This is a genomic window from Chitinophaga sp. Hz27 (assembly GCF_042263525.1).
In the GTDB taxonomy this organism is placed as follows: domain Bacteria; phylum Bacteroidota; class Bacteroidia; order Chitinophagales; family Chitinophagaceae; genus Chitinophaga.
The window spans coordinates 583358-608040 of record NZ_JBHKFJ010000001.1 but is presented as its reverse complement, the minus strand read 5'-3'; the positions used below and the strand labels follow the sequence as shown (position 1 = coordinate 608040).

Genomic DNA, 24683 nt, shown 5'->3' with positions numbered 1-24683 from the left:
ATCGTTTTGGTAATTACAGAACTACCAATGTATTATTCTCCATTCTGAATCGTATGCCAGACTCGCGCAAAAATTCCAGAATACTTGACAGGCTTACATTTCTGTACATTTTACCACTTATAGTAATACCTGAATCCTTTCCTTCATAGTTCACCTTGATATCATACCATCTTTCCAATTGTCGCATCACTGTGCGGATATCCGCATTATTAAAGCTGAACAAGCCATTTTTCCAGGCAAGGGTTTGAGAAAGATCGACATCGGAGAGTACCGCAATTTTATTGGAACCATCTGTTCTCCCATCTTTTGGTTGGTAATCAGCTGGCAAAATAGTTGTAATAATAGCTTGCTGTCCAGGTTTCAGCACCGTCTTTTCTTGTCTTCCAATAGCAGATTCATGGCGATCCAACAACGAACTATCGCTGACGCCTACACGAACACTCCCTTCGATGACGGTTGCTTTGATTACCCCTTCGTTCGCGTATGAATTAATATTGAAACTGGTTCCTAATACCTCCACTGTGGATTTTCCATCCACATCCACCAAAAATGGTCTGGATTGGTCCTTACTAACTTCCAGGTAAACTTCACCAGTAATCTTCACCAGTCTTTTATCGTCTTCAAAGGCTGAAGGGAAACTGATACTGGAAGCGGCATTCAGCCAGGCTTTGGAGCCATCTGGCAATACTAACTGGTATTGCCCACCGTTAGGCGTAGTCAGCTTTAGTTTTTTACCTGAAACTGGAAGCTTTTCTCCATCAGTATAAGCAATCGCACTGCTCACAGTTATGCCTTTCTTGTTAGAGGCCAGATCAATACTCCTGTCATCCAATGCCAGAACAGCATTATTCATTCCTGGCAGCATATCTTTACGCTTAATCTCATTGTTGGCGGCCAGGTTCTTATTTCGCTGATGTTGTGACAGATATATTCCAGTAGCAATACCAACCATTAATAATATAGCTGCAGCGTACTTTACCCACTTCCGACCAAGCAAATGGACACCATGTGACAGCGCTTTATCGCCGGATTGTTGCCTTCCTGTGTGCAACAACACCTGTTCCCAGACGCTGTTGACGTCTTGATCAGAAAATTTGATGGCCGAATCAAGGGCCACTTTTTCTGTCAGCGCCAGTATCTCCGCTTCATTTAATAATTCCTTGTATTCTTCCGGTTCATTTTCAATGAACGCAAATAACTCAGCCACCTCAGCGGGCGCAGTTTCATTCCTGATAAATCGGGAAAGCAAGTCCTTATAATAAGTGCTTGATTCGTGCATATACAGATATAAGACTATGGAAAAATGAAAAAAGACTATGGGATCTCAATATTTCTTTAAAATATTTTTTGCAAGAGCCAAATCAGGATGGGAGTGAGTTTCTTATGCTCTTTCAGATAATCACGCAAAAAGGAAAGCGTGTTGGACATATGGTTCTTTACGGTGTTGGGGGAGATGTTTAATTCCCGGGCTACTTCTTCATAACTTTTATTATCATGCTTGCACATTTCGTATATACGACGACGTTGGGGTGTAAGAGAATTCAACGCCTGCTGCATAAGACGCCCGTAAGGTGTATCACCCTCTTGAGACAGCGCTTCCGGCTCTATTACCGGTTCATAATAATTAATCAATTGTTCGCGCAGATGACGGTTCTGAGCTATTTCTTTTTGAATATCATAAGCCCTGTTATGACAGACGCGGAACAGGTAATTACGAAAACTCTTCTCAATTTCTATTTTTCCCCGGGCTTCCCAGATCTTAATAAATACGTCCTGTACCAGATCCTTCGCCATTTCAGGTATTTTGACAAGGACAATTGCATAATTGAAAATGTCCTGGCAGTAACGCGCATATATCTCAGCAAAAGCTTGTGAATCATTATCCTTTAGTAATAGGAGTAATTTCGTATCTGGATATGTAGAATACCTGTTAATGGCTGATTGGTTTATCGTAAAATTATGAATTTAAGATGCTGTCACTTATAATTTTCACTGCGGGGATGGCAAGGACCACAGGAGAAAAATACGCGGAAGATCTACGGGAATTTCTATGTAAAGCCTTTTCTTTCAGGCACGATGGATTCACTCATGATCCGATTATGAAAACAGAAGCATATAAATCAAATTACGTTGATCCTCTATTGCGTGCCTTCCAAAGATAGCAAACCATATAATTTATTACAAATGATCATCTGGTTAAAGAGCCATTTAAAAATAGACAAATTGGCGAGTAGGCTGGTACTCTACATAATGAGCAAGTGAATAAATTTTGAAGAAGACTTTTGTTGCTGTATAAAACAGGAGGGGTAATAAAATAGTAATTGACCTAAAAAAACAAACCTCATCTCTATAAAATAGAGACGAGGTTTGCAAGTTTTCAGTGATCCCGCTGGGACTCGAACCCAGGGCCCATACATTAAAAGTGTATTGCTCTACCAACTGAGCTACGGAATCATTCCCTTCATTTTCTCTGTGTTGGGGCGGCAAAGGTAATCAAAAATATTTCATAACCAACTTTTTATAAAAATTTTTCTTTTTAACTTTTTCATAGGGGTAAACGGCTCCTCGCGTGTCATAATAAGGAGAACGCACCATATCATATCCAAAACCGCTACTATTAACAGTTTCCACCTGGATCTTGATTTGTTGTCCGTGTGAATCGCAGGCTGTATAACACTTTTGTTATGCGCCAGGATTAGGAATTGTGCACAGGTACTTATATATTTATGGCTTCAGTTCCTTTAGGGGAGCTGATTTTAAAACTTTTACCAACTTGTCAACTGTTATTTATTACTGCCTACAACCTGTAATTTATGGGATTGCAATATTGCCTTTCCGTTTGTTGTATTTGCTTGCTGATGTAATGTACGTCTTGCTTTACTACGTTCTTTCCTACAGGAAAAAAGTAGTGATGGCTAACCTGCGTGCATCTTTCCCGGAAAAATCTGAACAAGAATTAAAGAGAATTGGTAAGGACTTTTACCATTATCTCTGTGATATGTTCCTGGAAACATTCAAAACACTCACGATCAGCAAAGAAACCATGCTAAAGCGTTGCCGCTTTACGCCGGAAACTGTAGCGCTATTCAATAAATTATCGGCAGAAAATAAAAGTGCAGTATTGGTAATGGGGCATAAAGGCAACTGGGAATGGGCCGGTAACACTTTCAGCATACTCTGCCAACAGCAATTGTATGTTATCTACCACCCGCTCGGCAACAAACATTTCAATAACCTGATGTATCGCATGCGTACCCGCTTCGGCACTAAACTCATTGCCATGCAGGATACCTTCAGGGAAATGGTCAAAAACAGGCACGAAGTAAATGCTACCGCATTTATCGCCGACCAATCACCACAACCATCCACCGCACAGTGGGTACAATTTTTGCACCAGGACACACCTGTATCGAAAGGCACTGAAAAGATCGCACAAAAAATGAACTCACCTGTCGTTTACGTATCGGTGATAAAAGAAAAGAGAGGCTATTACAGAGTAGAAGCTAAAATGCTTATTGAAAATCCTACGGCTGAGAATGAAGGAACCATAACCGTATTGCATACACGAAAGCTGGAAGAAGACATAATAGCACAACCTGCTACCTGGCTCTGGTCGCACAGACGCTGGAAGCATAAAAGAACACAAGCAGCCTAGAGAACAAGTTACCATTAAGTCGCAGCCCATGCTGCGAAAACCACACACCATACAAATTAATTGACCTATGCGCGAAGGAAAAGATCTCATCTTGGCCACTAAACCTTATGCCAGCGAAATTAGATCCAGTAGCTGGTTCCACCTGTGGACCACCCTGGGACTATTGGCTGCTGCTCTCACCGGCACCCTCCTATTACCATTTTTTGTTGCTAAACTTGCAGCCAGCATCCTGTCAGGACTGCTGATCGTAAGAATGTTCGTTATCTATCACGACCATCAACACCATACCATCCTGCAAAATTCTGCCGTGGCCAATGCGATCATGACCATCTTCGGACTCTATATTCTAGCGCCCACCAGCATATGGAAACGCTCCCACGACTACCACCATAAAAATAATTCGAAACTCTTCAGCGCCAGCATCGGCTCCTATCCTATTGCCACCAGGCATAAATATGAACAGATGAGCGCCAAAGAAAGAAGAACATATCTCTTTACCAGACATCCCCTCACCATACTTGCCGGATACCTGTCCATGTTCCTCATCGGAATGTGCGCACAGTCCTTCTTAAGCAGCCCGCGTAAACACCTCGATAGCCTCCTCGCCATCATCATCCACATCGGTGGCAGCATCGCCGTATGCTACTTCCTCGGATGGCAAGCCTGGATGCTCTTTATATTGATTCCTTTCTCCATCGCCTGCTCCATAGGGGCTTACCTCTTCTATGCACAGCATAACTTCCCTGGCGTAACATTCAAGGAAAATGAAGAATGGTGCTACCACGACGCCGCATTGCTCTCCTCCAGCTACATGCTCATGTCGCCCATAATGAACTGGTTTACCGCCAACATCGGCTATCACCACATCCATCACCTGAACGCCAGAATTCCTTTCTATCGCCTCCCAGAAGCCATGGCGGAAATTCCAGAATTGCAACATGCTAAAACTACCAGCCTACGCATTAAAGATATCATCGCCTGCTGCAAACTAAAAATCTGGGATGCCAAACTGCAGCGCATGATCACATGCCGCGAAGCAGCAGCTCTCAGAGGCCCTAAATTCAGTACTTTACCAACTACAGCTGCGGTAACATCCAAAGCAGTATAGCATATAAATAATTAAAGCGAACAGCCGCCTTCATCGTAAGATAAAGGCGGCTGTTCGCTTTTAGAATAATCAATCTTTATAGAATGGCAATTAATGCTTGTGGTAATTATCTATTACTAAGCCCAACAAAGTGATGATTGTCCAAAATGAAACCATCCCCAATATATAAGCTAAAAGGGCAGAGACATATTTCCATACTGGCTTTCCAGCCAAAGACTGACCAATAGCCCAAATAGAATATGCCAGCAAGATAGCCTCTGCCGGTAAGGTCATCTTTATTCCTGTCGTTCCTTCCGCTATCACAAACACCGTATACAACAGCATTCCCGTACCCATCACGAAACATAACATAATCAGGATCTCAAAAAAATTATAACCGCTCTTACGAACAAATAATTTAAGCCATCCACCAATAAATAAGCTCATGATCATATTGGCATATCCATAATGGTGCTCCACCCAATCCCTCATCACCGTTATTGCCGAGTCGGCCGCTATGCCTGGTGTGGTATGCCCCTTTTCTGTATGCAACAGATGCGCCACAATCGTGTATAGCAAAGAGGTAATAACCAGATAAATGACCGGCTTTACCAGTCTGCTCCTATCTTCTAAAAGAAATGACCTGATATTCTTACCTGGTCGTATCAGCAACCCTTTTACCGTATACAAAATCCCCTTCTCAAAATGAAGGACATGCTGGATCTCATGCAAGACATAATGACCATCCACCCGCTTCAATAATGCAGGATTACCACAATGGCCACAATATTTTTCAGTGACTACTTCGTTACAACTTCTGCAATTCATAAGATATTAATTATTTGCCGCCTCCGCGCGGGATTTCAATTCTGCATTAATTTTCTGAAACCGCTGGATTATTGGAATGAAAGCAGCAGGCATTCCCACCAGTGGCATAAAATAGGTCGCCTTTTTCTCTTTAATTGTCATACCCAAAACAACCACCAGTATCATTAGGATAAGTGCCCCAATTAATGCTCCCTTATATTGTCTTTGCTTTTTTCGCAGATCGTTTGTGCTAGTACTTGACAGGTCCATATAACAGTGTATTTCTATCAAAAATCAAAACTTTTTATTTGCAAAACCCTACACTAGAGTGTAAATTTATAGCGACCTAAATGCTTATGAATGAAAAATGCCCCGACATCAAGCCTTCTGACAAAGAATAAATTAGGAGAAATAACGAATACAGACCAACAGGAACAGCATTACCTGGAAGTAATAAAAGCCTTTGCTCGCCTGTCTTACGAGAGCATCTATCTAATCGACTATTCAAATATATCATTTGAATACGTTTCCGATAATCCATTATTCTTATGTGGAAATACAGCTGAAGAAGTGCTGCAAATGGGCTACGAGTTTTACTTTCGTCATGTGCCCGAAAAAGATCTGGCCATACTTTCGATATTAAACGAAGCGGGTTTTGACTTTTATGCGCAGCTCCCAGAAAATGAAAGGAAGCTGTATTGCATTTCCTACGACTTCCACCTCGTGCATAAAGATGGCAAAGAAATCCTCGTCAATCATAAGCTCACACCACTTTTCCTTACGCCGGAAGGAAAAGTCTGGAAGTCCATGTGCATGGTCTCCCTCTCCCATCAGCAAACAGCAGGAAATGTCTGTATCTATAAACAGGGCAGCAAAGAAATCTGGAAACTCAACCTGGAGACTAAAATCTGGACTAAATCAACCAAACCTACACTCACTGAAAGAGAGCTGGAAGTACTGCGCATGCATGCACAAGGTTATTCTATCCAACAAATCGCTGAAAAGATCTTTGTAGCGCCGGATACCATCAAGTACTATCGCCGCCGGATTTTCGAACGGCTGGAAGTCAGCAATATCGCTGATGCTTTAGCAAATGCCGTAAATAACAAACTACTGTAAATAAAAAGGCTCCCTCTAAAAGAGAGAGCCTATTGGTTGAAGGTTGGTTTTCCATCATTTATTTCAGCAGTTCGGCTAGTTTTTGATTTAATGGTTCCCCACCACCTAATGCAATTATTTTACCACTTGGATCTACCAGAAATGCAGCAGGAATAGCCATTACACCATATCTTTTGGCAACTGGGCTCTCGCCTCCGATCAGGTCAGAAACCTGCACCCAAGGCATTTTTTCTTCTGCCACGGCCTGCATCCATTTTTCTTTTTTGTCGTCCAGGGAAACAGATAAGATGGTAAAGCCTTTATCTTTAAACTTGTTGTAAGTAGCTGTCAATGCAGGCACCGCCTCTCTGCATGGTTTGCACCAGCTGGCCCAGAAATCTACGAGTACATATTTGCCTTTGTAATCGTCCAGCGATACAGCTTTACCATTGGTATCATTCAACGTAAATACCGGCGCGGGGCTATTCATCAGACCAAGTGCATTTTCGCCACCGAATTTCTGGATGGTCATGCGCTTGATCGTAAAAGTATTTTTAAGTTCAGGACCTGTTTTTGCCAGCATGTCCTTAAATTCATCATTGCTCAGCTTATTAGCCAGCATAGCGTTGATCAGGAAGGAACCTGCGCCGGCATGAGGATGCGCCAAAACCCATTCATAGCAAGCTTTGGTTAAGGGAATCTCCAGCTGATTTATATCTAACTGCAGATTTTTAATGGCCTCTTCATCACCCAAGCTCACAGCTGTTTCCAGCTTCTTATATAAATCTGCTCTTTTCACTTCAATTGAAGCATTAAGAGATAATATGCTCTTCTGAATATCTACCCAATCCGCAACAAACGGACTACCTGTATAAGTAGCATCTTTAAAGAAAGGTCCATTACCAGTGATATTCATTTTACCAGCTTCCAGGTACATAAAAGTACCTTGTTCCAGTTTACCATTAGTACCTACCTGCATAATATAGGTAGTGCCACCTTCACTCATATCCAGGTCAAAGCTAAAATGTCCATCTTTAACATAGGCAGAATCAACACGATTAGGTAATGGCGCCCATAACGTCACCTTGTCTCCTTCGGGCAAACCTTTAATATTTACATCCAGCTGTAATCTTTTCTGGGCATTGGCTGATAAAGCGGTGCATAGTGCAATTCCTAAAAGCATTCGTTTATTCATAAACGTTGTTTTATGTTGTTAAGGATATCGCCAACAATACTAGATGTTAGCAGAAATATGTATCAAAATTTAGTGCGACAGTTTAGAATGGCAGAAGGCGGCTGCTTAATTTCTCTGTTGATAGCAGTTAGCTATTCTTTGTTCAAATCCTGGCCTGAGTGGATGTCCGATATTTCCATTTATGATATTCCCTTCCTGATCAATAGCCACCCATCGGGTGATGCCAGTCAGGCAATAATGTTCAATAACTTTTTTGGCTTGTGGATCATTGGGGTCGAAGCTGAGGAATAAGTTATTTTCTCCTGCGATATGATGATCTATAGAGAATTGTTTCAGCTTTGCACGGTTATCGGAAGAGGCATCTTCCCATGCCACGGTCAGAAAAACTATATCATTTTTATCCTTATAAGATTCCTCTATTTTCTTCAGATTAGGCAAGGAAGCCACACAAGAAGGACACCACATTGCCCAGAAATCAATAATGACAATTTTCCCTTTAAAATCAGACAGTCGCACCATCTTACCATTATCATTCTCCAATACAAAATTGTATGCCGGCATACCAGGCTCCATTTGTTGATATGATTTATACAGAGAGTCAATAATGTGCATCGACAGGGTTTTAGGCTTTAACGCCGCTTTAGTGATTGGATAAATCATTTTCATATCAGGCGTAAAGGCACGCTCTTTACCTTCTATCTGTATCCAGGCGATGGCTTCTCTCTCCTTGATCCTGTCTACCTTACATTGCAATAATAGCTCTGTCAACTCCTTTGCTTCCGTAATGGTGGAATCCTGCATTCTCCTGCCGGCACGCCATAGGTAAGCTAACTGGCGACTTATATCCTCATCTCCAAAAGCGGTAAGTCCGGATGCAGAAAAATCATATCCCTGCAGATACCAATCACCTAATTCTTTAGTGCGGACGATTTCTTTATGTGCATCGAGAAAATTAAACTTGAAGAGCAGCTGCCTGGCTTGTTCAAATGCTTTTAATGCAGCCAGATTATCAGCCTGTGTAACTTTAGCTGTGGTAATTTTTTTTGCTACCACTGCGGTAGTAGCAGCAATATATTCGTTGGCCTGTTCAGTAGTTTTTATATTAGAAAGATCAACATTGGTGTATAAGCTGTCGATGAGATAAGGTAATAGCTGTCTGGCAGCGTCTTTGCCGGTGCAGCTGGGAATATATTTTCCCTGGACAACTTCCGTTCCGTTATAAACCGGCCGCAACTCCAGGTTTACCTGATCACCAGCGTTGGTGAGTAGTCTACAACCATTCAGCGCAATTACCTGGGTAGTGGCGGCAAGGGTTTTCGAGAATACGGCTACTGACTTATCTTTCTCTACAAAAAATATATCGTTCATACATCTGTCCGACTTCCCATCAAGTGCGCTAAAGCTGATCATGCCTGTAAATACCGGTGAAACATTCACCTTAACATGCAGCGTTGTTACTGGTGGATTGGCTGCAAACAGCCCCTGGTGGCACAGTAACAGGGATAAGAAGAAACGTTTTGCCTTCATCATTCAGTATTATGGTTTAAAATAAAGGCAAGGAGTTAACAAAAAAGGGTGAAGTAATCCGGAGAAATTATTTTGCTAACAAGGATTCAATTTTTTCCTTCAGAGCAGCCTGTTCTGCGGACTCCATCCTTTGTGAGCTCATGTACACGATATGTCCTGTCTTATCCAGCAGCACTACTTTGGTAACGCCGCCGCTTTCTTTCGCGAAGTGATAAAATATCTTACCGTCGCTATCTTCCACCATAGGATAGGTTATACCAGTAGCCGCTACAAATTTTCGTATAGTCGCAGGCGTTTCCTTCAAGTCAATACCGAATACCTTGAGACCTTTATCCTTGTATGCCTGCCAAAAATCTTTTTCCAGGTGCGGCATCAGTTCACGGCATACGCCACACCAGCTGGCCGTAAATTCCATCAGCACCACCTTTCCGCGCAGATCGGCCATAGTATAAGTTTTTCCATCCACTACCTTTAACTTCATGTTAGCCGGAATCAGATCTCCGGGTTTTACTTTATAGTCCCAATAGGTAGTATGATTAGCCACATCCGAACGTTCTTCTATCTGGCTAAACATGGGTACGAAGCTGCGAAACAGACCTTCCTGAAGATTAGCTGCGAGTATATCCCCTTTTCTGCCGATCAGGATGGTACGTGGTAACGTAGTGATTTGATAATCTTTCACGAAAGCCTGTGCATTCGCATCACTGGGTTTAACAGGGAGAACCACATTTATCAGTCTGTTACTTTTGGGTAAGATACCCGGAGCGATTGATTTGCGGGTTACAGCAATGAACACGATGGCTGTATCTTCTGTAGCATCTTTCCAGGCACGTTGGATAGTGTCTATCCCATGACTGTTTTTATCCTGGTTATCCCAGCAATAGATGACCACCATTTTTCCTTTAAAATCAGATAATTTCAGCTGTTTACCATTGCTGGCAGTAAGAGAAAATGCAGGTGCCTCAGAGCGGAAAGGCAACGGTTCATTTGATGACTGCTGCGCGCGCGCAGACAGCATACACGCGAATAACGTGATGAGGGTATAAAAAATATTTCGCATTATAATTAGTTTAAATTGCCAATTGCCTGCAGATCTACGCCCTGTTCCATATAGAACTGAATAACGGCATTATACTTCAATTGTATTAATCCATTAACATCCACTGCAGGGCTTAAATACGTAGTATCAAGGTCTGCTTTGCTATGGCCGGTAATCATGCCTACATAGCCTGCAAAATCCCAGAAGGGGGCACGGTCCGATGTCGGTACTCGAGAAATATCTTCCACTATGCCTTCTCTGAAAGACAGGGTACTTGATCCAGTGCCTGAATACCCTGGAATATACTTCAGAAAACTTAACGGAATACTCATTGCTCCGGATACTATTGCTTGTCGGGCATAGCCTTTATGAAGATAAGACCGTAGCGTTTTTCGGCCTTCAGGCGTCAGGTGTAGAATTGTGCTGTCTGCCCAGGCCATACACATCATCGTTTGGCTGCCATAAATACCCGTTACAGACCGCTGATAAGGCTGTTCGCTATGCAGGGCATCCGCCGAATCTATGGCTGAAGCCAATAGAATTTTGAATGGCAAGGTTTTACGCAGAAATTTCTCCGGATAAAAATTCAGGCATTCTGATTTTAGAAAATCTAAGGCATCGCCCACATATGCAGTGTTACCAACAGTTGCAGTGGCTTTCACCGCCTGGTTTAAATCATAGGAAAAATCCTTCGCCGAAAATTTATACAAGATGTAGGTACCATATTTCGCATGAAATGCAACGATAGAGTCATCATATGATTGATTGCCTTGTGGTAAGGCATAAAAATCAGGTATAGGATCAGGCTTTATATTCTCTTTATGACATCCTGCTAATGCTGACAATAACAGTGGCATCAATCCCAGTAGTATACGTAATGTGATAACACGCATAAAATATTTTTTGATTAAGAAAGCTATTTAATCCGGCTGCCTCAGGCTTCCCATTTGCGGATTTTGTACTAATGCTCTGTTAAGACGCAATACCGCATTAGGAATAGGCAAGGTGTATTGCGGATCATGTTTCTTTAAGGTATATCGCTGTGTTGTTGTTATCGTTGGCATATAATAGTGCGATATTTCAGGCATACCATATCTCCTCAGGTCCATCCAGCGATGCGTACCTTCTGTAAATAGTTCTCGCCTGCGCTCATCACGGCACATCTGCAATAGTTCATTGGCAGGATGAATAGTCCAGGGTGTAAAGCTACTTGGGTCAAATCTTTTGGCCCGAAGCTGGTTAAGATTAAGTAATGCTTGTTGTGCAGCGTTACCGTCACCTTTAGTTTTATACAATTGCACATAGGCTTCAGCCCTGTTCAGATAAGCTTCTGCACTGCGCCAGCTACTGCCCATATTGTATTGTCCATCAGGTCCGACACCCAGATTTACCGAATTTTTCTCATTGAGATAATCTTTTAACACGTAAGGTTTTAATTCATCAGGCCGTATCATGAAAAAGACCGCTGTTCTCAGATCGTTTGATTCAAAACAATTCCTAAGATCAGCAGAAACATCATAAGCCATAGTACTGGATGTAGGGCAATGTTCATATTTGCTGCCATAGTACCAGAGTGTTTCTACATTCCCCACACCAATGATTGGCTTATTATCCGGATCAGGATATCCCCAGTTGTTAAGGTCCATTAGTTGCGGATGATTGGCAATTACATAGTCTGCATTTGCAATAGCCTTATCCCATTGCTCCATGTATAGATATACCCTGCTAGCCAGTAGATGTACAGCCACATGCGAGATACGATATAGTTTTTGTTCTGACTTATTAATACCAAGATAATAGATAGCACTATCCAGATCGGAGGTGATTTGTGTATAGACCTCCTTCACACTATTCCTTTCCAGCGGTTGCTCGGTCAGGTTGGCATCCAATTTAAGTGGAACACCAGGGCTTTTATCAGGTGTTGTAGTGGAATCGTTATAAGGAGCTGCATATAGATTCACCAGGTTGAAATAGTAAAATGCTCTAAGTGCATATGCCTCACCCTTATACTGTGCCTTTTCAGTGGCACTACCTATGGAGTTATCCATATATTGTAAAGCCACATTCGTTCCTAATATCAGTTTGTAATAGATGCTCCAGGAATTAAAACTTCCATAATCATCACTGCCAGTGCGGGAACATTCATCAATAAAATTAGGTTGCCATTGATATGCAGGAGCATTACCTGTTACCATTATTTGCATGTCTGCCAGTAGGCTGCCATTATAACACTGCACATCATCATCCATGAAAAGCAGGTATTGCTGTAATAACTGTTCCTTATCCGGGTAGCCATTTGTATAAAGTATCTCTCCAAAATCTTTTGCTGTTTTGGGCACTACGTCCGACTGTGTTTTCTCTGCCAGAAATTTTTTACAAGACATCAAGCACAGCACAGCACCGGCTAATAAAATCAACTTTTTCATATGCTTGTTTTAAAAATTTACACCCATGGTAAATCCATATTGTCTGCTCATAGGTAACGCAGAGGTCCCGACACCATCTATTTCAGGGTCCTGACCACGTAAAGCTTTATTAGTAATAGTGAACAGGTTGCTGACAAAGAGCCCTGCGGTCAGTCCCTTTATGCCACTGCCTTTGATAAGTTGGGGTGGGCATGTATAATTTATACTCAGGTTGCGACAACGTACAAAACTATTGTTGACTACACGAAAATCTGATTGATTATAGATTGAATAAACATCTACAGGAAAAGTACCTATTAAGGTTGATGTGGTATAATCAACAATTGCCGGAATATCAGTATATTTTTCATCTCCTGGCTTTTTCCAACGGTTGATCCAATCTTTACTAACGTTCACAAATGGATCTGGAACACCGGCCTGAGATCTACCTCTTGTGCTCAATGGATTCAGGCGTTTATGAGAACCTAGTGCATAAAAAAGTTCGGCGGTTACACTTACATTCCTGTACCTGAAAGATGGTGAAAAGCTTCCATTAATTACAGGCTGCAACTGTCCGGAATATACCAGGTAAGAGGTAGGATCGTCTGTTAATGTTTTATCACTCAGTTTACTAAAAGTAGGTAAGCCATTAGTTGCACTCAGGCCAGCATATTTGAAGGAATAAAAACCACTCACGGCTCTTCCAGGAATATAGGCAGTTCCATTCAAAAAGTCGGAATAATATGGTTGAAAATCATTAGGCCCGATTTCATTAAAATTCTTACTGTTTACAAACCTCACCGACAGTCCTACATTTTTCTGTCTAATAACAGCGATGTCTAAGGTTAATTCAACACCCTGGTTTGTAAGTCTACCTCCGTTTTTTAACATAGAACCGATGCCATATTCGGCAGGAAGCGCTCGTGTAATAATTACATCTTTTGTAAGTTTTCTGTAATAATCAGTTGTGAGGTTTATACGCCGATCGAACAAAGAGAGGTCAATCCCGAAATTCCACTGATAAGTTTTCTCCCATCTCAAATTGGGATAAGGCAAACTTTTAATTCCTAATAATGGTACACCTGTAACCAGGTTTATCTGTCCAGAGGAAGGATAAGATGCTATCAGTTCAGGGCCAACTGAACTTACCACATTACCTTGTGATCCATATGTTGCCCGAAAGTCTAATCCACTAATGATACGACTTGTTTGCAGCCAGCGCTCATTACCTACACTCCACCTTCCTGATAATCCAAAGTTCGGTAAGAATTTCGCATTGGAATATTGCCCAAATCTATTATTGCCATCTGTACGTAAGGTGGCACTCACAATATATTTTTTATTGAAACTATATGTTGCAAAAGCAAACATAGACAACGTATTATTAACCGTCTTAGTTAAGCTATAGCTGCTAAGCTGAAGAATGCTTTGGAGTGTCGGATAAAAATTCATTCCTCGATCAGGAAAATATCCAGGCTCAACAGATGATTGACCTTTTAATTGTGAAGAATTGATTTCATTACCAATCGCCACTATAAACTGGTCTCTGTTGTTAAAAAGGCTGGCGTTATAATCCAACTTATTACGCATATTGAGCGCAAGCGTATTTTGGTTTCCCAGATTGGCAATACCACCATAAGCTATTTTTGAGCGATTTACCTGTGCATCATTAGGCTGGAAGTCCAGGTCCCAACCTCTCATAGTAGAAATATACTGGCTTCCCTCATAGGCTGCCGCCATAGATTCTATTGTATTGGTAATGGCACTCGAAACATGCTCGAAGGAAAGACCTTTTGCTATTTTGTAGGTAAGTCCGGCTCTGATGGTCAAGGAACGGATGCTGCTGTTGTTTTCTGTTTGTGCCAGTTCATTTCGCATATTGAATGTAATGGGAGGCGGCAATGGTTCTATAGGGATATCTGATACGACTACCGGATACACGGTAGTGGGATCCAGTGCCCTGGAAGTACTCAAGGCATAACCCAAGGGATTAACGCCTGGAAAATATCCTTGCTGCTGCGCGTAGTTTCCTGAAACATTAAATTCTAGTGCTAATCTTTTACTTGCTTCGGAATGAATAGTCAGGCTCCCACCAAATCCTTTGTTCCTATCCAGGTTGGCACTACCTCTGTTACTACTAAAGTACAAGGAACCATAGTAACTTGTTTTTCCTGAACCTCCACTGATACTAAGCGAGTGATTCATGCTGAAGGCGTTATCAAATAACACCTTAAACCAATCTGTATTATTTGTCTCCAGTTTTGTAACGCCTTTTTTGAAGTCGGCTTCAGTAATCTGCCTGCTGAACAAGGCCTTCAACAAGCCTTCATAGGAAAGGCCTGCTTGCAAGCCAGTAGTATTAGCCAGCAATACGCCAGCATCATATAAGTAACGGGAGAGTTGTACTCTCTCTTTGGAATCCATCAGATTCAGGTTATTATAAGATGGGCGTTGCCGAAAAGAAAGACTGGTATTATAAGATAACTGTACAGGTCCTGCCTTACCTCTTTTTGTGGTTACTACAATGACTCCATTTGCAGCACGAACGCCGTAAATAGCTGTTGCAGCGGCATCTTTCAGAAAGGTGATACTCTCAATATCATAAGGATTCAATCCACTGATTGCATTCCCTATCATAGAGAAATTGCCTGTTTGCGCATCGGAAACCACATTATTTAGCTGTGTGGCAGAAATGTCCACAGGATCAGGCCTTACAACATCGTCTATAACCCAGAGCGGGCTTGCATTTCCTACCAGGGTGGTAGTTCCACGCATACGAATGGTTGGACGTCCATTTACACCACCGCTGTTATTCATCACCATAAGGCCGGGTACCTTACCCTGCAACATCCTGTCTATAGAGGGTTCACCGGGCTGCAACACTTCAGCGGCAGACAGTTTAAACACGGCGGCGGTAGACATACGGGCATCGATTTTTTGATACCCGTTCACTACTACCTCTCCAATTTCCCTGGTGGCAGTATCCAGCCTGATGACGAGCAAGTCCACATCCCTATCTGCGGCAGTGATTATACGTACCACTGTTTTCATACCGAGCATGGATATACGTAGTTGCTGATGATCGTGCATGATCATGGAAAAAAGGCCGTCTTGCATGGTAACGGAGCCTTCACCGGTGCCCACTATCTGTACAGTGGCGCCGGCCAGACTACTCCCATCGGTGGTTTGTACCTGCCCTCTTATAGGGAAACCCAGCACTCCGGTCTGTACCACTTTAGCTTTTTCCGGCATAATCATCACACCCCTGAAATACTCAGTGAAGGATAATCCGGAGTTTGCCAACACACGTTGTAGCAATTCCCTCAGCGTGACATTCTGCTGGTTCACCGTTACCAGCGGCGCTTTGCGTACCTGGTCCATGTTATAGGTGAAGCGCACATTGGTAATCGTACGGATATCCTTTAATACAGTGGATAAGGGCTGTTTGACTGCCTTAAAAGATACTCTGGTATCCAGTACCGAGATTTCCTGTGCCTGCATCCTTCCTGTCAGCACCAGTAAAAGGAATAGCAGCAGTAAAGGCATGGCACAGCCTTGCATGACCTTCCTGAATGAAGGCAAGCCCGTCATTTTTTTCATTTTGGTTAGATATAAAGATTAAACTCTCTGCCAGGCCTCACCGCAGAATGGCCTGTAGCTTTTTTCTATCTGTTCGTTTAATGTTGCCCGGCAGAAACAGCGCGCGCTACATAAATTGTTCTGCCTTGAATCCGGAACATAATTTCGCCGTTGGTAATCCTGATCTGGTCCAATACCTGCTGCAAATTCTCAGGCTCGGCGAGGTCCAGTGTAAAAGTTAATTTTTCCAATGATGCATCCTCAAACTTAAATTCATAATCAAAGCTGCGGCCCAGACTATTTACTATGGTTGATAAACTTTCTTCTTCAAAATAAATATCTCCATCCTTCCAGGATGTAAAGGCCCTTGGATCTACTGTCTGCCACGCTAATTCGCCCGTCTGTAGCTGATATACCGCCTGTTGGCCCGGCGATAACAATACTTTTTTATCTGCTGCTGCCACACTCACTTTTCCATTGGCAAGTGTAGTTTGAATAGTGGTCGTATATGCATTCACGTTAAAACCGGTACCTAACACCGTTACTGTTGCGGCTCCGGCATGTACTACAAAAGGTTGCTTCACATTGGCGGCTACATCAAAATAAGCCTCACCCTGTACCTGTACTTCTCTGGTGTCGCCCTGGAAGGCAGTAGGAAAAATCAATACAGAGGCTGCGTTTACCCATACCCGTGTGCCATCGGCAAGTGAAATAGGAATCTTCCGACCTCTGGGCACTACCAGCGTATCATACTTGGCAGCTATACTTTTTTGTCCGTTGGCAGCATTGTATACGATACCTGCGCTATCAGCCTTAATCGTAGCTCCGTTCACATTTTGTATGATAGCTCCTGCACTGTCCAATGTCAGCACTTTACCGTCCGACAATTTAATATGAATATTTTGCTGAGGTTTCAGGTCAGCTTTGGCTATCAGCGGCGGCTGTGAAGAATGTTTTTGTTGCATCCACCAGAAACCGGCGCCTCCCAGCATAACCGCTACGGTGGCGGCTATTGAAAGTCCTTTTCTCCACTTAACCACCAGCTGCTTTTTATCGCGGGCAGCTATAAACCGCTGCCAGCCCTCTTCTGTAGGAAATCGATCCTGCGATTTTGCCCGACGCTTCATCTCCCTGGCAGTATCCAGCATGGAAAGCTCCTCAGCTGTCAGGCCAGCAGTATCTGCATTTTTTAATGCATCCAGTATTTTTTCCCAATTAATGTCGTTTCCTGGTGTATCCATAACGATATATATTAAAGGCAACCGTATTTATAAAAGGGGTGAATGAAAATTATTTTTTTTCAAAAAATAATAATAGCAGGATTATAAAGACGATCATCCAATCACACTCCTTTCGCAGGAACTGGTAGGCTAATTTAATTTGTGTTTTAACAGTATTGACAGAGATATTCAGCTGGTCTGCGATGTCTTTATATTTAAGATCATCGCGGTTACTCAATAAAAAGATACGTTGGCGCTGAATAGGTAAACGGCCGATAGCCGCCCACAGGGCGGCATCTCGCGTTTCTTCCAGTTCCTTGTCCGACTCCGGTAACGGTATATCATCTTCCTCAAAACTGGAAGGATCATTAAATATGATCTTACCTTTTCTCTTCTGATAATTTAAGCAGGCATTGCGTACGGCGCGTATGGCATAACCTTTAAAATTTTTAGTAATCTGGATCATAAATCGCTTATCCCAACAATAGAGGAAAAAGTCCTGTACAATGTCTTTTGCAGTACTTTCATCCTTTACAACGGTATAAGCGGTAGCACATAAAAAAGAATAGTGAGTGCGGAAAAGCTCCTCAAATGAAGCCGGCTCCATCGAATTTGGTTGATACATATTCCATTGTCCCCTCCCATAAACGTTATCAACGCAAAATAGACTAAAATCCGGATTTATTTAATCATCCGGCTATTTACCAGTCATATCCGTCAGGACAACTACTGTTTCCGCAAGATATTTGTCGGAACGGCAGTTGTTAATCCACTCTTCATATTTAGCTAATTTGTCAGGTGATGGCTGTTTAATGGAGGTGCCTTTAATAACCAGCTGTTGATCAGCAGGCAGTTTTAACGCCATATCTATGGCATTGTTATAGGATTGAATGTTGGTAAGTTGTTTTTTGAAAGCATTTTTTTCCAGGCTGAAAGCCGCTGCTTCATTGGTGTGCAACCATTCCACATCCTGCTTTACGATGCTGAAGGCGCTATCTTTATTGATACGATACTGGGCCTGTTGTGCGATGTTCTTAATAGTTGCATTATCGTTGGAAGGCATAAAATAAGCCTGTGGTATGGAGTCTGCGGCCAGAGCGGTTTCGTTGTCGCGTTCCCGTAGTTTGGCATATTCTCTTTTACCTGGCACAATGATATCTGGAATAACACCATTCAGCTGTGTGGTACCACCGTTAATACGGTAGAATTTTTTGATGGTCAGCGACAGGGAGCCGTAGTTAATATCCGGGATACCTTTTTCTGAATCACCTAATTTGCCCATTGGCAAAGTGTTTTGCATGGTGCCTTTTCCATAGGACGAAGGACTCCCAATAACAATTCCACGGCGATAATCCTGGATGGCGGCCGAAAATATTTCAGAAGCGGAAGCACTGCTTTCATTGACCATCACTACCAGTGGCCCTTCGTAGAGGGGTTTGTCGCCATTCACTATCGGGTAAGACTGAATACCATCTTTATCTCTGCCCAGTACTACCGGACCAGTTTTCACAAAGAGTCCTGTCATTGCTACCACCTGGTCCAGTGAGCCTCCCGGGTTACCTCTGAGGTCTATAATGATACCATCTACCTTTGCGTCTTTTAATTTTTGTACTTCTGTGGCTACGTCTATCGCACAACGGGCGCCGTCCACGTTTTTAACATCATAATAAAACTCAGACAGCTGAATAAGTCCCAGCTTCTTTGCACCTTGTGTAATTACAGCGCTTTTGGCAGCGTTGGCATCCTCCTTTATTTCTCCGCGTTTTACGGTAACTTCTTTTTCTGCGCCAGAAGCCTTTCTCACTAATAGTTTGAGCGTCGTATTGTTTTCACCGCGTACCATTTTGGATATCTCCACGATGTTCATACCAGCAACGTCTATCATTTTGCCATTGTCGTCGCTCAACTGCAGGATGAGGTCATCAGCGTGTAGCAGGCCGCTTTGATCGGCAGTACCACCAGGAAGTATTCTTTTGATATATACGATGCCGTCTTTTACAGCAAGTTCCATTCCCAGTCCGAAATACCGATGGCTCATCATGGTTTCGCGGATGCCAGCATCAGCAGGGGCCATAAAGGAAGTATGCGGGTCCATTTCCATGGCGATGGTATTCATATAAGCGCTGAAACGATCATCCGCGGCGGTATTGCCCAGCAGGTTCTTAAACATGCCATCGGTGGCTGTCAGCACTACTTTCCTGGCTGCCTGTTCTGCGGCAACATCGGATTTGTTTTTATCTTGTTGTTGAATTTCCACCATTTTTCGGAGCACCTGGTACTTGAGGTATTTGCGCCAGATTTCTTTACGGGCGGCAGCATCGGCCGGATAATCCGCGAGGTGGCGGTCTGGCTGATAGCTTTCCTTGATTTTAAAGTTCATAGGCTGCGCCAGCAAGGCACGATATACTTGCTGATCTTCCTCCAAACGTTGCATGTAAATACGGAAAATGGCATTAAAATACGCCAGCGACAAGCTATTCAGCTCATCATCTATCTTGGTTTCATACTGCTGCAGGGCAGTAATATCTGATTGAAGAAAAGTATTTTTATTACCATCCAGTACATTTAAATATTTGTGCCAGATGGCTTTGGAGAAGTCATCGTCTATTGGTTTAGGTGCATAGTGTTTTGTCCGGATATGATTCATCACAATACGGACGGTATTTTTTCTATTTATTTCTTTGTCTGTCTCCGGGTTGTTTGCATAGGCAGTATAGCCTACTGCCAATAATGGTAGTATTTGCCAGTATTTAGCCATATTCATGTCACGATGATTACTGTTTTATTTCGGTAATCCTATGATAAGGCAACTTAACTGGCAAAAGGGGTGAAAAGAAATTTATGTTGTTAAGGATTTTTGCGTTTAAATGGACCTTTAGGCGCGATAATTTCGAGGTTGGTGCCGTCAGGGTCGGTGAAGTAGGCTACTGCTGTACCGAATCCGGAGCGCAGTCCATCTTCTTCCTGGAATACGATGGGTTCACCTTCAGGTTTTACGCCTATTTGTTTTAAGCGTTCCATGGCGGCATCGATATCATCTACTTCGAAGCAGAGGTGCATGGCACTGATCTGGTTATTATGGTAAGAGGTTCTTTCTGGTGCTGGCAACACATATTCCAGGATGTCAATATTTAGGTTATCGAGATGCAGGTTGGCATATTTGATACGTGTATCCTCCAGGCCTTGCGTCTTGGCCATTCTGGGGCCACCGATTTCATCGATATTGGAAACTTTAAGCCCTGTGAGCGCTTCATAGAAAACAATGGATTTTTCCAGATTGCTGACAGTAATGCCTACGTGATTGGCCCGGCTGAAACCAGGAACATTTTTCTGTGCCATAATAGAATGATTTTAGACGTTATGCGTGCTATGTGATGTGTTAGCAGCGTCTATAATGAAACAGTTCGGGGCCAGGATTTGTTTGGTTGGCGCCAGTAAGGGCGGAAGATTATAATGGTATTGCCTGGTATTCCACTCGCGTACTGGCTTAGCAATGTACAGGGGAGAATCAGATGTAATGAATGTAATGTCTTCATTATACCGGGTACCGAATTTGAAGGACAGCGCAATCCAATCTGCTCTTAATTCATCATTACTGTAATATATTGAAGCAGGTGTAAGTTCAACAAGATACATATCCCGATCTTTGTCAAACGCATATTTAATTGACACGTACTTGTATTTTAAAGCTAGTGCATTTAGGTGTTGTGTTAAAAACGAACATGCGGAAATTTCGGATGGAAGCGCAGTAATGTCAGTATCATATCCTCGGTCTATGGCTGGCTGCATCAATGACTGATTGCCACAGATTGAGGAACGACTGCTTCTCCGAAGGCGCTTACCATTGCTCCATTTCAGTTCCGGATGCGCCACCCGCAAAGTTGAATCAGATGAGATAAAAACAATAGGGTCTTTGTATCGACTGTCAAAATCCAGTGAAAAAGGAACCCAATGTTCCATCAGTTCTTTATTGTTATCGTAGATTTCATTTGGCGTTAATTCAACAACATGTGCTTCTATCGAAGCATCGAAAGCATACTTAATTGTAAGATCTTTAAATTTTAATGAAAGCCTATCTAAGTAATTCTTTATCGTTGCAATTGCGGTCATCTTCTTTGTAGTTGTCATGGTATTTTACGAATAAGTTTGATAATCGACTCTGCTTTACGTAAGGCCTGGTAAACTTCTTCTTGATCAATCAAGTCTTCCGAATAATCAGCCTTTTCTCGCAATTTTTTCAGATCGCTAAAATGCCTTTTAAACCAATAGTAATCTTCGAGATTAATCTTTGCCAATTCAATCCCAATTAATAACGCTGCCTGTACATGGCTTCCTTTCTGATTATTTTTTGTATCTGCAACAAATTGTTTCTTCTCATATTTTTTCTTTGTAAACAGAATATGAAAAATTGTTTGCAGACAAGAATAGTAAGAACGATTAATGCTACTACTATATCCCTGAGAATGGATTAATGAAACCGAATCACGCAAATTTTGCTTTGCCTTTTCTTCATAATTAGATGTAATTCGCATAAAATTTACGAAGGTTTTTCTATGGAGGTTAATTTCAAACAATCAAAAACGCATGCAAGAAAAAGATCTAAATAATATGATCAATTCAAAACAAAATTATATTTTCTTCTTCAAAAAAAACCAGGATAATTTTTTATTTTATTTCACCAAAACACCATTAAAATCAAGCATCTTAAAACAACAATCACCTTATCAAAATCGCATCATACGTAACATTTCAACACAGCACTTTCTTTAAATTTAAAAGATAAAAAATCATCATTTTTAGCCTTTCAATAAAAAGTTCTCCATCTTGCACATTGCCCATAAATTCTAACTAACTTTGCATCACTTTTTCAGACTATCTGTCAAAGCAAATATTACTCATTACGTGCATATGATTGAGATAGCGGCAGATGTTAAATCACCAGCATTAACCCAGGAACAAGCCACTGGCGCTGCATTTTGCAGCTTCAAAGACCAGGAATCCGCCAGCATACTGGCGCGAGGCCTCACCCTGGACCTGGAAGCCGATATCCACCCGCTCTGCAAGATAGCGGTAGCCGAGCTGCAGCAGCACCTGGAACAGCAGCAGGAATGGACACATAATTTCGGACTAGGCAATAACGGCTCCGGCGCCATCATCGGAAAAATGTTTGGAGTATTGGTGGTACGGAACCTCAACGGCCAACTGGGATACCTTTCCGCCTTTTCAGGAAAGCTCGCCAACGGTAACCATCATAACAAATTTGTAGCACCTGTATTCGATGGATTAATAGATGGCGGCTTTCTGAATACCGGCATGACTCATCTTACTACTCTCAATCAACAAATAAAAACCCTTGAACAGGAAGATGCTACGCTACATCAGGCTGCCATTGCAGATCTCAAAGAGTCACGCAAAGCACACTCCCACGCCTTACAGCGTAAAATCCATGAACAATATAACTTCAGAAATAAATCAGGTCAGTATAAAAACCTGGTAGACATCTTTACAAATAACGGCTATAAACAGCCACCAGCTGGCGCAGGAGAATGTGCTGGCCCTAAATTGCTACAATACGCCTACCATCATGAAATGGAACCATTAGCATTAGCTGAGTTCTGGTGGGGCTTATCGCCCAAGTCCACCACCTGGAAACATGGCGCCTATTATAAGCCTTGCAAGGAGAAATGTGCGCCTATTTTAGGGTTTATGTTGAGCGAGTAGTATTTAGGGAGATGATCGAATTTTGTTTTTCCTGTTATCACCTATACTCCTCCTCCAATATCGCATATATATACGCATCATGCCAGCCGTCTGCCAATGGTAACACGCTTCTTTTGATCCCTTCCCGCTTCATACCTACCTTCTCCATCACTTTGTAGGAAGCCGTATTATGAATACTACAGCCGCATTCGATCCTATGTAGTTTCAGTTCATCAAAACCAAAGCCCAGCATAGCCTGCATCGCTTCTGTTGCATAGCCACGGCCCCAGTATTCCGGCATCAGCTTATACCAGATTTCTGCCCTGGCATATTTCTTTTCTCCCAGGTCTAACGATATCATGCCAATAAAAGCTTTCGTTACCGGATCAATAATAGCAACGGTATAGTATATACGATCTACATCAAAAGACTGATGCAGCCAGGCTTCCACCAGTCTTTTAGTGGCCGCCTCATTTTCAGGGTAGCCGCTCGGGTTATAGCGGATCGTTTCTGGTAACATATACAGCGCATGCAACGATGCCCAGTCACTCTGCAGAAAATCACGTAGTAGTAAGCGGTCTGTATGGATTTGCAATTTCATTTTACCTTAGTTGATAATTCAGGATTGCAGGCATTAAAATCAAATCTTTCCTGCTTGAAATGAACCCAGCAATGATTATCATCTGCATTCTTTATTTCATCTACCTGCTTAAGGAAAATGGGTACCTGCGTATATTTTTCAAGTTCATAACAAATATCCTTACTTCCAAAAAAAAGATCGCGATCAAGCGTCACCACCTGATAACCTTGACCTTCCCAGGTGCTCTTTATTTTTCCCTCACCAAAGAAGTATATAAAATATGCTCCCGGCACGCATATTATGAATAGCAAGATACAGATCAGTCCAGTAAACCAACGGACAGGCTTCTTTAGTTTACAACAATACGTATATCCAGAAAGAAAAACCATGTACCAGAGGCAAAATTCAATCCCATTAAATGCATAATGATATCCTCGCAAACCCGGCAGTAACAAAGCTATTGAGGCAATGAAAATGCAGGCAAATATTTTCTTCGAAAAATAGTATTGTAAATAAGATCCTATTATCGGAATCAAGATTAACAGGAATGCAAAAAGAAACGTTGGAAAAATGTTTGACATAGCATGAAGGATTAACAACATTAAAGTAAAACTTTTATTCTTCCTGTACAAAAAAACACCTAACCTATTGTGTGTAAATAACTAGCAAGTATATACGTGCAGCAACACTAACAGTAAAGGTGCAAAGCAACTGCTGCTGCCTTACACCTTCACTACATGGTTACCTTGCTTGGAAAAAGATTATTCGTAGTTACTATATGGAAGAAGACA

22 protein-coding genes and 1 tRNA gene are annotated in these 24683 nt (G+C 42.2%); 4 read left to right on the top strand and 19 right to left on the bottom strand.

Translation table 11 applies throughout. The features are described 5' to 3' along the window. Positions 1–13: 13 nt before the first annotated feature. From ACE38W_RS02600 to ACE38W_RS02590, 3 genes are all read right to left on the bottom strand, one after another. Positions 14–1279 carry a FecR family protein gene (locus tag ACE38W_RS02600; protein WP_375828668.1) on the bottom strand — a complete coding sequence of 422 codons (1266 nt, stop codon included), beginning with the start codon at positions 1277–1279 and terminating at the stop codon, positions 14–16. A gap of 56 nt (positions 1280–1335) precedes the next feature. After that, positions 1336–1935: an RNA polymerase sigma factor gene (locus ACE38W_RS02595; RefSeq protein WP_375828906.1), complete on the bottom strand. Its 600-nt coding sequence runs from the start codon at positions 1933–1935 to the stop codon at positions 1336–1338. 446 nt (positions 1936–2381) lie between these two features. Beyond that, positions 2382–2454, bottom strand: a tRNA-Lys gene (locus tag ACE38W_RS02590). A gap of 319 nt (positions 2455–2773) precedes the next feature. On the opposite strand from ACE38W_RS02590, the gene ACE38W_RS02585 reads away from it, so the two are divergent. Both ACE38W_RS02585 and ACE38W_RS02580 read left to right on the top strand, forming a co-directional pair. Next, a complete protein-coding gene (locus ACE38W_RS02585; RefSeq protein WP_375828667.1) occupies positions 2774–3655 on the top strand; it encodes a lysophospholipid acyltransferase family protein in 882 nt (293 codons plus the stop codon). A gap of 67 nt (positions 3656–3722) precedes the next feature. Next, positions 3723–4763 (top strand): fatty acid desaturase family protein, encoded by a 1041-nt coding sequence (locus ACE38W_RS02580; protein ID WP_375828666.1) that lies wholly within the window; start codon positions 3723–3725, stop codon positions 4761–4763. 90 nt (positions 4764–4853) lie between these two features. Here ACE38W_RS02580 and ACE38W_RS02575 read toward each other — a convergent pair whose 3' ends face one another. Together ACE38W_RS02575 and ACE38W_RS02570 are read right to left on the bottom strand one after the other, a co-directional pair. Beyond that, on the bottom strand, positions 4854–5570 hold the full coding sequence (locus tag ACE38W_RS02575) for a DUF3667 domain-containing protein (RefSeq protein WP_375828665.1): 717 nt from the start codon (positions 5568–5570) through the stop codon (positions 4854–4856). Positions 5571–5576: 6 nt separating this feature from the next. After that, positions 5577–5819, bottom strand: coding sequence for a hypothetical protein (locus tag ACE38W_RS02570; protein ID WP_375828664.1), 243 nt, complete (start codon positions 5817–5819; stop codon positions 5577–5579). Between the two features lie 90 nt (positions 5820–5909). Here ACE38W_RS02570 and ACE38W_RS02565 point away from each other — a divergent pair, with 90 nt between their 5' ends. Continuing rightward, a complete protein-coding gene (locus ACE38W_RS02565) occupies positions 5910–6668 on the top strand; it encodes a response regulator transcription factor (RefSeq protein ID WP_375828663.1) in 759 nt (252 codons plus the stop codon). A gap of 58 nt (positions 6669–6726) precedes the next feature. Here the strand turns inward: ACE38W_RS02565 and ACE38W_RS02560 are convergent, their stop codons facing one another. The 12 genes from ACE38W_RS02560 to ACE38W_RS02505 form a co-directional block, all read right to left on the bottom strand. Continuing rightward, positions 6727–7842, bottom strand: coding sequence for a redoxin domain-containing protein (locus tag ACE38W_RS02560; protein WP_375828662.1), 1116 nt, complete (start codon positions 7840–7842; stop codon positions 6727–6729). A 105-nt stretch (positions 7843–7947) separates the two neighbouring features. Continuing rightward, positions 7948–9372 carry a TlpA family protein disulfide reductase gene (locus ACE38W_RS02555; RefSeq protein WP_375828661.1) on the bottom strand — a complete coding sequence of 475 codons (1425 nt, stop codon included), beginning with the start codon at positions 9370–9372 and terminating at the stop codon, positions 7948–7950. A gap of 64 nt (positions 9373–9436) precedes the next feature. Then, complete coding sequence (locus ACE38W_RS02550) at positions 9437–10429, bottom strand: redoxin domain-containing protein (protein ID WP_375828660.1); 993 nt, start codon at positions 10427–10429, stop codon at positions 9437–9439. 5 nt (positions 10430–10434) lie between these two features. Next, positions 10435–11301, bottom strand: a complete 867-nt coding sequence (locus ACE38W_RS02545; protein ID WP_375828659.1) for a hypothetical protein — start codon at positions 11299–11301, stop codon at positions 10435–10437. A 27-nt stretch (positions 11302–11328) separates the two neighbouring features. Beyond that, the gene (locus ACE38W_RS02540; protein WP_375828658.1) at positions 11329–12834 is read right to left on the bottom strand and encodes a RagB/SusD family nutrient uptake outer membrane protein; all 1506 of its coding nucleotides are present in this window, start codon (positions 12832–12834) and stop codon (positions 11329–11331) included. 9 nt (positions 12835–12843) lie between these two features. Beyond that, entirely contained in the window at positions 12844–16413 is a 3570-nt protein-coding gene (locus ACE38W_RS02535) for a SusC/RagA family TonB-linked outer membrane protein (RefSeq protein WP_375828657.1), read from the bottom strand. 77 nt (positions 16414–16490) lie between these two features. Beyond that, on the bottom strand, positions 16491–17633 hold the full coding sequence (locus tag ACE38W_RS02530; RefSeq protein WP_375828656.1) for a FecR family protein: 1143 nt from the start codon (positions 17631–17633) through the stop codon (positions 16491–16493). A gap of 49 nt (positions 17634–17682) precedes the next feature. Then, on the bottom strand, positions 17683–18219 hold the full coding sequence (locus ACE38W_RS02525; RefSeq protein WP_375828655.1) for an RNA polymerase sigma-70 factor: 537 nt from the start codon (positions 18217–18219) through the stop codon (positions 17683–17685). Between the two features lie 90 nt (positions 18220–18309). Then, positions 18310–20376 carry a carboxy terminal-processing peptidase gene (locus ACE38W_RS02520; protein WP_375828654.1) on the bottom strand — a complete coding sequence of 689 codons (2067 nt, stop codon included), beginning with the start codon at positions 20374–20376 and terminating at the stop codon, positions 18310–18312. Positions 20377–20459: 83 nt separating this feature from the next. Further along, positions 20460–20951 (bottom strand): VOC family protein, encoded by a 492-nt coding sequence (locus ACE38W_RS02515; RefSeq protein ID WP_375828653.1) that lies wholly within the window; start codon positions 20949–20951, stop codon positions 20460–20462. A 12-nt stretch (positions 20952–20963) separates the two neighbouring features. After that, positions 20964–21722: a hypothetical protein gene (locus ACE38W_RS02510; RefSeq protein ID WP_375828652.1), complete on the bottom strand. Its 759-nt coding sequence runs from the start codon at positions 21720–21722 to the stop codon at positions 20964–20966. A 14-nt stretch (positions 21723–21736) separates the two neighbouring features. After that, a complete protein-coding gene (locus ACE38W_RS02505) occupies positions 21737–22144 on the bottom strand; it encodes a hypothetical protein (protein ID WP_375828651.1) in 408 nt (135 codons plus the stop codon). Between the two features lie 376 nt (positions 22145–22520). Between ACE38W_RS02505 and ACE38W_RS02500 the strand changes: the two genes are divergently transcribed. Further along, entirely contained in the window at positions 22521–23333 is an 813-nt protein-coding gene (locus tag ACE38W_RS02500) for a pseudouridylate synthase (RefSeq protein ID WP_375828650.1), read from the top strand. 37 nt (positions 23334–23370) lie between these two features. On the opposite strand, the gene ACE38W_RS02495 is transcribed toward ACE38W_RS02500, so the two are convergent. After that, positions 23371–23913, bottom strand: a complete 543-nt coding sequence (locus tag ACE38W_RS02495) for a GNAT family N-acetyltransferase (protein ID WP_375828649.1) — start codon at positions 23911–23913, stop codon at positions 23371–23373. After that, positions 23910–24473, bottom strand: coding sequence for a hypothetical protein (locus ACE38W_RS02490; RefSeq protein WP_375828648.1), 564 nt, complete (start codon positions 24471–24473; stop codon positions 23910–23912). The genes ACE38W_RS02495 and ACE38W_RS02490 overlap by 4 nt, the downstream gene beginning before the upstream one ends. Between the last annotated feature and the right edge of the window lie 210 nt (positions 24474–24683).

Bases quoted from the DNA above. Each gene is read 5' to 3' on its own strand.
- ACE38W_RS02495 (WP_375828649.1), bottom strand. From the start codon at position 23,913: ATGAAATTGCAAATCCATACAGACCGCTTACTACTACGTGATTTTCTG.
- ACE38W_RS02550 (WP_375828660.1), bottom strand. From the start codon at position 10,429: ATGCGAAATATTTTTTATACCCTCATCACGTTATTCGCGTGTATGCTG.
- ACE38W_RS02570 (WP_375828664.1), bottom strand. From the start codon at position 5,819: ATGGACCTGTCAAGTACTAGCACAAACGATCTGCGAAAAAAGCAAAGA.
- ACE38W_RS02560 (WP_375828662.1), bottom strand. From the start codon at position 7,842: ATGAATAAACGAATGCTTTTAGGAATTGCACTATGCACCGCTTTATCA.
- ACE38W_RS02535 (WP_375828657.1), bottom strand. From the start codon at position 16,413: ATGAAAAAAATGACGGGCTTGCCTTCATTCAGGAAGGTCATGCAAGGC.
- ACE38W_RS02600 (WP_375828668.1), bottom strand. From the start codon at position 1,279: ATGCACGAATCAAGCACTTATTATAAGGACTTGCTTTCCCGATTTATC.
- ACE38W_RS02575 (WP_375828665.1), bottom strand. From the start codon at position 5,570: ATGAATTGCAGAAGTTGTAACGAAGTAGTCACTGAAAAATATTGTGGC.
- ACE38W_RS02500 (WP_375828650.1), top strand. From the start codon at position 22,521: ATGATTGAGATAGCGGCAGATGTTAAATCACCAGCATTAACCCAGGAA.
- ACE38W_RS02565 (WP_375828663.1), top strand. From the start codon at position 5,910: ATGAAAAATGCCCCGACATCAAGCCTTCTGACAAAGAATAAATTAGGA.
- ACE38W_RS02505 (WP_375828651.1), bottom strand. From the start codon at position 22,144: ATGCGAATTACATCTAATTATGAAGAAAAGGCAAAGCAAAATTTGCGT.
- ACE38W_RS02545 (WP_375828659.1), bottom strand. From the start codon at position 11,301: ATGCGTGTTATCACATTACGTATACTACTGGGATTGATGCCACTGTTA.
- ACE38W_RS02530 (WP_375828656.1), bottom strand. From the start codon at position 17,633: ATGGATACACCAGGAAACGACATTAATTGGGAAAAAATACTGGATGCA.
- ACE38W_RS02510 (WP_375828652.1), bottom strand. From the start codon at position 21,722: ATGACCGCAATTGCAACGATAAAGAATTACTTAGATAGGCTTTCATTA.
- ACE38W_RS02515 (WP_375828653.1), bottom strand. From the start codon at position 20,951: ATGGCACAGAAAAATGTTCCTGGTTTCAGCCGGGCCAATCACGTAGGC.
- ACE38W_RS02525 (WP_375828655.1), bottom strand. From the start codon at position 18,219: ATGGAGCCGGCTTCATTTGAGGAGCTTTTCCGCACTCACTATTCTTTT.
- ACE38W_RS02520 (WP_375828654.1), bottom strand. From the start codon at position 20,376: ATGAATATGGCTAAATACTGGCAAATACTACCATTATTGGCAGTAGGC.
- ACE38W_RS02555 (WP_375828661.1), bottom strand. From the start codon at position 9,372: ATGATGAAGGCAAAACGTTTCTTCTTATCCCTGTTACTGTGCCACCAG.
- ACE38W_RS02490 (WP_375828648.1), bottom strand. From the start codon at position 24,473: ATGTCAAACATTTTTCCAACGTTTCTTTTTGCATTCCTGTTAATCTTG.
- ACE38W_RS02540 (WP_375828658.1), bottom strand. From the start codon at position 12,834: ATGAAAAAGTTGATTTTATTAGCCGGTGCTGTGCTGTGCTTGATGTCT.
- ACE38W_RS02580 (WP_375828666.1), top strand. From the start codon at position 3,723: ATGCGCGAAGGAAAAGATCTCATCTTGGCCACTAAACCTTATGCCAGC.